The organism is Leisingera aquaemixtae, assembly GCF_001458395.1.
Lineage (GTDB): Bacteria > Pseudomonadota > Alphaproteobacteria > Rhodobacterales > Rhodobacteraceae > Leisingera > Leisingera aquaemixtae.
The window spans coordinates 85,513-94,002 of the sequence record NZ_CYSR01000032.1; the positions used below are offsets into that span (position 1 = coordinate 85,513).

The 8,490-nt window shown below is 63.8% G+C and carries 3 protein-coding genes; all 3 read left to right on the forward strand.

The window, feature by feature from the left end:
- Nucleotides 1–78 precede the first annotated feature (78 nt).
- Nucleotides 79–5,817 (forward strand): cadherin-like domain-containing protein, encoded by a 5,739-nt coding sequence (locus PHA8399_RS18995; RefSeq protein WP_058287674.1) that lies wholly within the window; start codon nt 79–81, stop codon nt 5,815–5,817.
- Between the two features lie 108 nt (nt 5,818–5,925).
- Nucleotides 5,926–6,834: a glycosyltransferase family 2 protein gene (locus PHA8399_RS19000; protein ID WP_058287675.1), complete on the forward strand. Its 909-nt coding sequence runs from the start codon at nt 5,926–5,928 to the stop codon at nt 6,832–6,834.
- 610 nt (nt 6,835–7,444) lie between these two features.
- Nucleotides 7,445–8,490 (forward strand): right-handed parallel beta-helix repeat-containing protein (locus tag PHA8399_RS19005; RefSeq protein WP_058287676.1); only part of this gene is annotated, 1,046 nt, incomplete at its 3' end.

Here is an 8,490-nt window from a genome sequence, read left to right on the forward strand (position 1 = left end):
GGGAAACGGGCCTAGTTAGTTAAATGGGCAGGCGGCCTGCAGAGCTGCCGGGTTACGAGTTTTTTTGGGGGAAGTTACGTGTTTTCATCAGATGATTTCAGCGGCGGGGCGCTGGATCCGGCGGTGTGGAGTGTCGAGGGGCCGGCCGGGGTGGCGGCGGGCGTTGGCGTTAATGCCACCGATGCCTACCTGGAGCTGGTGACGCCGGACGGCAATTACGACGCCTGGAAGACCAACAATTCGGCGCGCGCGATGCAGGCCATCGCGGATGAGGATTTCCAGGTCGAAGCGCGCTTTCTGACCACCCCCACGGACCGGTTCCAGCTGCAGGGCATCCTGGTGGAGCAGGACGCCGGCAACTGGGTGCGGTTTGACACTTATTCCGACGGCAATGTGCTGCGGGTCTTTGCCGGGGTGACGGTCGATGGCTCCTCGTCTTCGCGGGTCAGAGCGGTGATCCCGGCAGGGGAGGCGCAATACCTGCGGGTGGACCGCGCGGGCGATGTCTGGACCTATGAATATTCCGCCGACGGCATCAGCTGGACCACGGCGGTGAGCTTCACCCATGCGCTGACCGCCAGTTCGGCGGGGGTGTTTGCCGGCAATACCGCGCAGGCCGCGGGCTATACCGCGCAGGTCGATTACTTCGAGGTGGCGGGCGACCCGATTGCGGATGAGGACGGCAGCATCACCCCGGTGAACACGGCGCCTGTGGCCCAGAATGACAATTACCTGCTCGCGCCGGACGGCAGTTTGACAGTGGATGCCGCCAGCGGCGTGCTGGGCAATGACAGCGACCCCGACGGCGACCCCTTGACGGTGTCCCTGGAAACGCCGGCGGCCAACGGAACCGTGGCCCTCAACGCGGACGGGTCGTTTTCCTATACGCCGGATGCCGGCGCTTCCGGCTCCGACAGCTTCAGCTACACGCTCAGCGATGGCACGGATAGCGTGACAGCCAGCGTGACGCTGGCGGCCTCCGGCCCTGGCGGCGGCGCCATTGTCCAGGACGCCCCGGTGCTGACAACCGGCACCCCGGTTTTCAGCAAGGTTATTGTGTCAGCCGCCATGCCGCTGACCCATGTCGGGCTGGGGGCGGATTTCGACGGCGACGGCGACATCGACGTGGTGGCCACCTCCGAGCAGAATGATTCCGTTGTCTGGTTTGAGAACGACGGCGCGGAGAATTTCACCGCGCATGCCGTCGACAATGCGCTGGAGTCTTCTTATCCGGCCTCGGTTGCCGATCTCGACCAGGATGGCGATCCGGACATTCTGGCCGGCGGCTACCGCGACGATCTTTTTGTCTGGTACGAAAACGACGGCACCGGCAGCTTTCAGCGCCACACCATCGCCGCCAAGGACGGGGCGCATTTCATCGAAGCGGCGGATATGGACGGCGACGGCGACCTTGATCTGGTGACCGCCAGCCAGGATTCACATACCATTGCCTGGTACGAGAATGACGGCGCCCAGAATTTTACCGAGCGGGTGCTCGACAGCAATGCGGTTGAGGCCAAGACGGCGGTTGCAATCGATATCGACGGCGATGGCGATCTCGACGTGCTGGCCGCCAGCCACGGCGATGACACGGTGGCGCTTTATGTCAACGACGGCAGCCAGAATTTCACCAAGCAGGTGATCGATAACACGGCAAACGGGGCCTATTACGTGACCGCGGCCGACCTGAACGGAGACGGCCTCACCGATATCGCGGCGGCGGCCAAGCTGAGCAACCAGGTCATCGGCTATTTCAATACCGGCAGCGGCTATACCAGGACCGTGCTGGCAAACAACGCCGGCGGCGTCCGCTCGGTGATTGCCGAGGATGTCGACAATGACGGCGACATTGATCTGCTGGCCGCCAGCGTCAATGACAACAGCGTGCGGTTCCTGGAGAACAACGGCAGCGGCGTCTTTGGCGCCATCACCATCGACGGCAATGCCGTGGGGGCCTATACGCCGACGCCGGAAGACGTGAACCAGGACGGGCTGGTCGATGTGATCGCCGCCAGCAAGACCGATGCCACGGTGGCGGTGCTGCTGCAGCACCGGGAGCAGTCCGCGGCCCTGAACGCGGGCGAAACGCTGGTCATCGATGCCTCGTTGCTCTCGGCCACCGACACCGAGCAGAGTGCCAGCGAGCTGGTCTATACCGTGGTTTCGGCGCCAGCCCTCGGCGCGCTGCGGCTGAACGGAATTGATCTGGCGGCCGGCGGCAGCTTTACCCAGGCGGATGTGAACCAGGGGCTGGTCTCCTTTGCCACCCCAGCCGGGACCGACGGGCTGGACGGGTTTGAGCTGGGTCTCAGCGACGGGCTTTCGGCGCCAGCCAAGGTTGTCTTCGGCTTCACCATCGGCACGCCGGCCTCGGGCAGCGGGCTGGTGTCGGATGATTTTGCGGGCGGCAGCCTGGATCCGGCAGTGTGGAGCGTCGAAGGCCCTGCGGGCGTTTCGGCCAATCTGGCCAGCAATGCCACGGATGCCTATCTGGAGCTGGTGACGCCGGACGGCAGTTTTGACGCCTGGAAGACCAACAATGCGGCGCGCGCGATGCAGGATATCGCGGATGAGGATTTCCAGGTCGAGGCGCGCTTTCTGAGCACCCCCGCGGACCGGTTCCAGCTGCAGGGGATCCTGGTAGAGCAGGACGCCGGCAACTGGGTGCGCTTTGACACCTATTCCGACGGCAATGTGCTGCGTATCTTTGCGGCGGTGACGGTGAATGGAAGCTCGTCGTCGCGGATCAAAACGGTGATTCAGCCGGGCGACGCGGAATACTTGCGGGTGGACCGCGCGGGCGACACCTGGACCTACGAGTACTCCGCCGACGGCAGCAATTGGACGACTGGCGGCAGCTTCACCCATGCGCTGAACGCCACGTCGGCCGGGGTGTTTGCGGGTAATACCGCGCAGGCCGCGGGCTATACCGCGCAGGTGGATTACTTCGAGGTGGCCCATGATCCGATCGCGGATGAGGACGGCAGCTTCACGCCGGTGAACCAGGCGCCGGATGCTGTGGATGATGGCTTGGCGGTGGTGGCGGACACCGCGCTGGTGATCGGCGAGGCCGCGCTTTTGTCCAATGACAGCGATCCCGACGGCGATCCCATCACCTTCGGCAGCTTCACCGCTCCGGCCAATGGCACCCTGACCGACAATGGCGACGGCACCCTGACCTATACGCCCAATGCGGGCTACGAGGGGCCGGACAGCTTCACCTACACGATCTCCGATGACAGCGGCCTCACGGATACCGCGACGGTCACTCTGACGGTCGCGGCGCCGGGCAACCAGGCGCCGCAGGCGGCGGATGACGCGCTGGCGGTGGTGACGGATACCGCGCTGGTGATCGGCGAGGCCGCGCTTTTGTCCAATGACAGCGACCCCGATGGCGATCCCATCACCTTCGGCAGCTTCACGGCTCCCTCCAACGGCACCCTGACGGACAATGGCGACGGCACCCTGACTTACACGCCCAATGCGGGCTATGAGGGGCCGGACAGTTTCACCTACACGATCTCCGATGACAGCGGCCTCAGCGATACCGCGACGGTCAGCCTGACGGTCTCGGCGCCTGCCGCGGGCAGCGGGCTGGTGTCGGATGATTTTGCGGGCGGGACGCTGGATCCTGCGGTGTGGACGGTCGAGGGGCCGGCCGGGGTGGCGGCGGGGCTGGGCGCCAGCGCCACCGACGCCTATCTGGAGCTGATAACGCCGGACGGCAATTACGACGCCTGGAAGACCAACAATGCGGCGCGTGCGATGCAGGCCGTTGCCGATGAGGATTTCCAGGTCGAGGCGCGCTTTCTGAGCACCCCCACGGACCGGTTCCAGATGCAGGGAATCCTGGTGGAACAGGACGCAGGCAACTGGGTGCGCTTTGACACCTATTCCGACGGCAGCGTTCTGCGGGTCTTTGCCGGTGTGACCGTCAATGGCTCCTCGTCGTCGCGGGTCAATGCGACGATCCAGGCCGGCGATGCGCAATACCTGCGGGTGGACCGCGCGGGCGATGTCTGGACCTATGAGTATTCCGCCGACGGCAGCAGCTGGACCACGGCGGTGAGCTTCACCCATGCGCTGAATGCCAGTTCGGCGGGGGTGTTTGCGGGCAATACCGGGCTGGCCGCGGGCTATACCGCGCAGGTCGATTATTTCGAGGTGGCCAGCGACCCGATTGCGGATGAGGATGGCAGCTTCACGCCGGTGAACACGGCACCGGATGCGGTGGATGACATCCGGTTCACGGACATCGGCACGTCGCTGCTGATCGCAACCAGCGGCCTGCTGGCCAATGACAGCGACCCCGATGGCGATCCCATCACCTTCGGCAGCTTCACCGCTCCGGCCAATGGCACCCTGACCGACAATGGCGACGGCACCCTGACCTATACGCCCAATGCGGGCTACGAGGGGCCGGACAGCTTTACCTACATGATCAGCGACGATGGCGGATTGAGCGATACCGCAGCCGTGAATGTTGCAGTGGGCCCCGTCATTGATGTCTGGTACGGGCCAACACAGACCTTCGGCCAGCCGGGGGTGCCGCAGACCTGGGTCAATATTCTGGGGGATGTGTTTGACGAGGGGCTGGTGTCGCTGAGTTACACGCTGAACGGGGGCGCAGAGCGGTCTTTGTCAGTTGGGCCGGACCAGCGCCGTCTGGAGAAAGCCGGGGATTTCAACATCGACATTGCCTATGCCGAACTGGATCCGACCGCGGCCGACGACGTGGTGTCGATCATTGCCAGATACGATAACGGCGCCACCTACACGCAGGATGTAACCATCCAGTATGAGGGCGGATCCGATTGGGATCCGAACTACTCGATCGACTGGTCCACTGTCACGAATATCCAGGATGCGGCCCAGATCGTCGACGGCAACTGGATGCTGACCGGCGATGGCGTGCGCCCCAAGGAGCTGGGCTTTGACCGGTTCATCACCCTTGGCGATGACAATTGGGACTTCTTCGAAGCCCGGGTTGCGGTCACCCCGCATGACATGTCTATCGTGGGCGGCCTGTTCGGGTTCGGGCTGTGGTGGAACGGCCATACCGATGATTCCCCCATCCAGTGGCAGCCGCTGAGAGGGTTCACCCCCTCGGAGTTCCTGTTCTACAACCAGCATACCGGCACCCCGCATTTCGAGATCTTCCCCAATACAGGCGATACCAACTATGCGCTGGCCGAGGGCACGCGGTTCAATTTCCTGATGCGGGTCGAGCAATCGGGCACCTTTGACCGGTCCTACAAGATGAAGGTCTGGGAAGAGGGCACGGCGGAACCGGTGGACTGGCTGATGGATCTGGTCATCGGCTATGACGATCCGGTCACCGGGTCCTTTGCACTGGTCACCCATCATTACGATATCGAGTTCCACGATATCGACATCACCGAAATCGAAGGCGGCGATGTGACCATTGGCGATGATACCGCCGAGGTGCTGGCGGCGGTGGATGAAACCGCTCCGCTGCCGGGGCTGGGAGAGCTGGATGTCTTCACCGGCAATGGCGGCGATGATGTCTTTGTCTTCGGCGACAACGGCACCGTCTATTATGACGACGGCAATGGCGCCACCAGCGGCGAGGACGATTACGGCTATGTCTGGGACTTCACCGCCGGCGACAAGGTGCGGCTGGCCGGAACCAGCTCGGATTACGTGCTGACCGAGGACGCCGCCGGGCTGCCGTCCGGCACCGCGATCTGGCTGGCAGGCAGCGGCGGCGATCAGGATGAGCTGATCGGTGTCATCAACAATGTCTACGGGCTGAACCTGACGGGAGACGCGTTTGAGTTCGCCGTCCTCGTCTGAATGCACGGCCGTCCGGGACGGCCGCCCTGCCGGCCGCACAGCCTCCGGGGTGGCCGGGTTTGCGGGGCGGTCTATGTCGAACATGGGTACCGGTAAACGAGTGAGCAGATGACAGATATTTCCGCGGCGCCGGCCTGCAGCATCGGGCTGCCGGTCTACAACGGCGAAAACTACCTGGAGCAGGCCATTCAATCCGTGCTGGCGCAGGAGTTTCAGGATTTCGAGCTGATCATCTCCGACAATGCCTCAACCGATGGCACCGAGGCGATCTGCCGCCGCTTTGCGGAGCAGGATCCGCGCATTCTCTATGTGCGGCAGCCGCGCAATATCGGCGCCGCCAAGAACTACAATTATACATTCCACCTGGCCCGCGGCGCGTATTTCAACTGGCTGGCCCATGATGACATTCTGGGCCCCGCCTTTCTGTCGGCCTGCCTGCAGGGGTTCGAAGAGTACGGCGACGGGGCAGTCCTGGTCTACCCGGCGTTCAAATATATTGATGAAGCCGGGCGGGAAGCCGGGAAAAGGGCGGCGTCCTGCGTGGAGACCTCTGCCCGCACACCGGCGCGGCGGCTCTATGAAACGCTGGACCAGCTGGCGGTCGTGACCTCGGTGTTCGGGATGTTCCGCCGGGACATGCTGGCCCGCACGCGCCTGATCGGCAGCTATATCGCCTCGGATTACGTGCTGCTGGCCGAATGCGCCCTGCTGGGGCATATCGTCCGGCTGCAGTGCCCGCCGCAGTTTCAGCGCAGGCTGCATAAGGAGGGCTCGCAACGGGCCAACAAGACGCCGGACGCGGTGGCGAAATGGTTTGACCCGGATGCGGTTGCGGATCCGCGCCCCGCGCGGCGGCTGTCACGGGAATATCTGAACTCTCTCTGCCTGACCCCGGGCCTCTCCACGCCGGACCGGCTGTCGGCCCTGTTTGCCCTGGCCGTGCAGCGGGTGAAACTGAAGGCGCAGGTCCGCAAGAAACAGAGGGTGCGGCAGCGGGTGAAGAAGCACGCGGTCTAAGGCCGGCGGGATCGGGCCTGCCGGCGCCGGCAGGTTTCCGGTCCCGAAATGCGCAGGCAGAGCGCCTGCACCAGCGGGGCGGGCGCCGCCCGGCGTGAGGCGCTGCGATTCGCACTTCAGGGTCTTTTTTCTGCCGGGCCGGGCACTGGTTTTTGCCGGCCGGCGGCCAAGCGGTTCTGCAGGCTGAATTTTTGCTTGCGGCCTTGCTGCGGGACCCGCTTCCCAAGTGTGACACGGGGCCGGATACACCGGCTCTACTGTTACAGAACAGCCCCGCGTTTTCCCAGACTTACAACACCCGCGCTTGAGCGGGTTCCTGCTGTTGCGCGGTTCTTTGCGGACGGTTTGCGGGGCAAACGGCTGAAACAAGCCGGCTTCCCGGCCGGATTGGATCGGGGCTTTCCGCACAGGGCGGCGGCAATTAGGTCGCTGCCAGGTTTTTACCAGTCCGCTGTCCGGCGGTGAGGGATCTGAGACATCTGCGGCATCCAGGGCCTGTCCCGGTGCTTCAGGCCCGTCTCCAGGGCCCGCCCTCCGGTCAGCACTGTTTCGGAATGTAAGAGTGTCGGCCGCACCACTCGGCGGCTGATTGCCAGTGAAAGGAAATCACATGACCGTTTGGCATTCGTCTGACCTCGGCTGGTCCGCGGGTCAGGATGTCTCCAGCGCGTTCGCGTCGCTGCTGTCGAGCAAGAAATTCAAGGCCGGCGACACGCTGGTTCTTGAGGACACCTACAAGATCTCGGGGTCGCACCTGCGGCTGCCGGAGAATTTCACCCTCACCGCCGAGAAGGGCGCGGGCCTGGATGTGCGCACCACATCGGCCACCGACACCTCGCCGCTGTTCCTCCTGTCCAACGGGGTGACGGTGGACAATGTCACCTTCGACGTGGTGAACGCGCCGAAAACCGGCTACAGCGGCGCCAAGCCGGTGTCGGGTTCCGATTACCACACCAAGCGCATCCTGGTGGTCGAAGGCGATGGGGTCACTGTCCAGAACAGCGCGTTTTCCGGCAATGTCTCGATGCATATCGACGTGCTGAACGGCGACCGCTTCTCTCTGGACAAGAGCTCTTTCGAGGGCGGCTTCTACCAGGTCCGCATCGTCGGCGGCGATGACGCCAAGGTGACCGGCAGCCATTTCCGCAAATCGCTGGGCGACGGCATCAAGACCACCGCCACCCCGGACGGCGACGCGCCGGAGCGGATGCTGGTGGCGGACAGCTTCTTTGAACGCAACGCCCGCGACGGGCTGGATACCGCGGGCGGCTTCAAGGACGGCCAGGTGCTGAATTCGGTGTTCTACGACAACGGCGTCAGCGGCATCGACATCAAGAGCCTGTATAAAAGCAAGTCGGATTTCGACGCCAGCAAGCAGAACCACAACATCCGCATTTCGGGCAGCGAGTTCATCGACAGCCCCAATGGCGTTGTTGTCACCGTGCTCAACCCCAACGGCCTGCTGAACAAGAGCAATGCGCATCTGATGCCGCATGACATCAAGGTCAGCGACTCGATCTTCGAGAACAACACCTCGCAGGGCGGGCGGGCGTTCCTGATCAAGGACGGCTATGACATCACCTGGGAGGGGATTTCCCTGCTCGGCAAGGTCAACGAGATGCGCTTTTTGGGCGCCGAAGCCCCCACGCCCCCCTC

Excerpts from the sequence above, each read along its gene's own strand:
- PHA8399_RS19000 (WP_058287675.1), top strand. The coding sequence starts at position 5,926 with ATGACAGATATTTCCGCGGCGCCGGCCTGCAGCATCGGGCTGCCGGTC.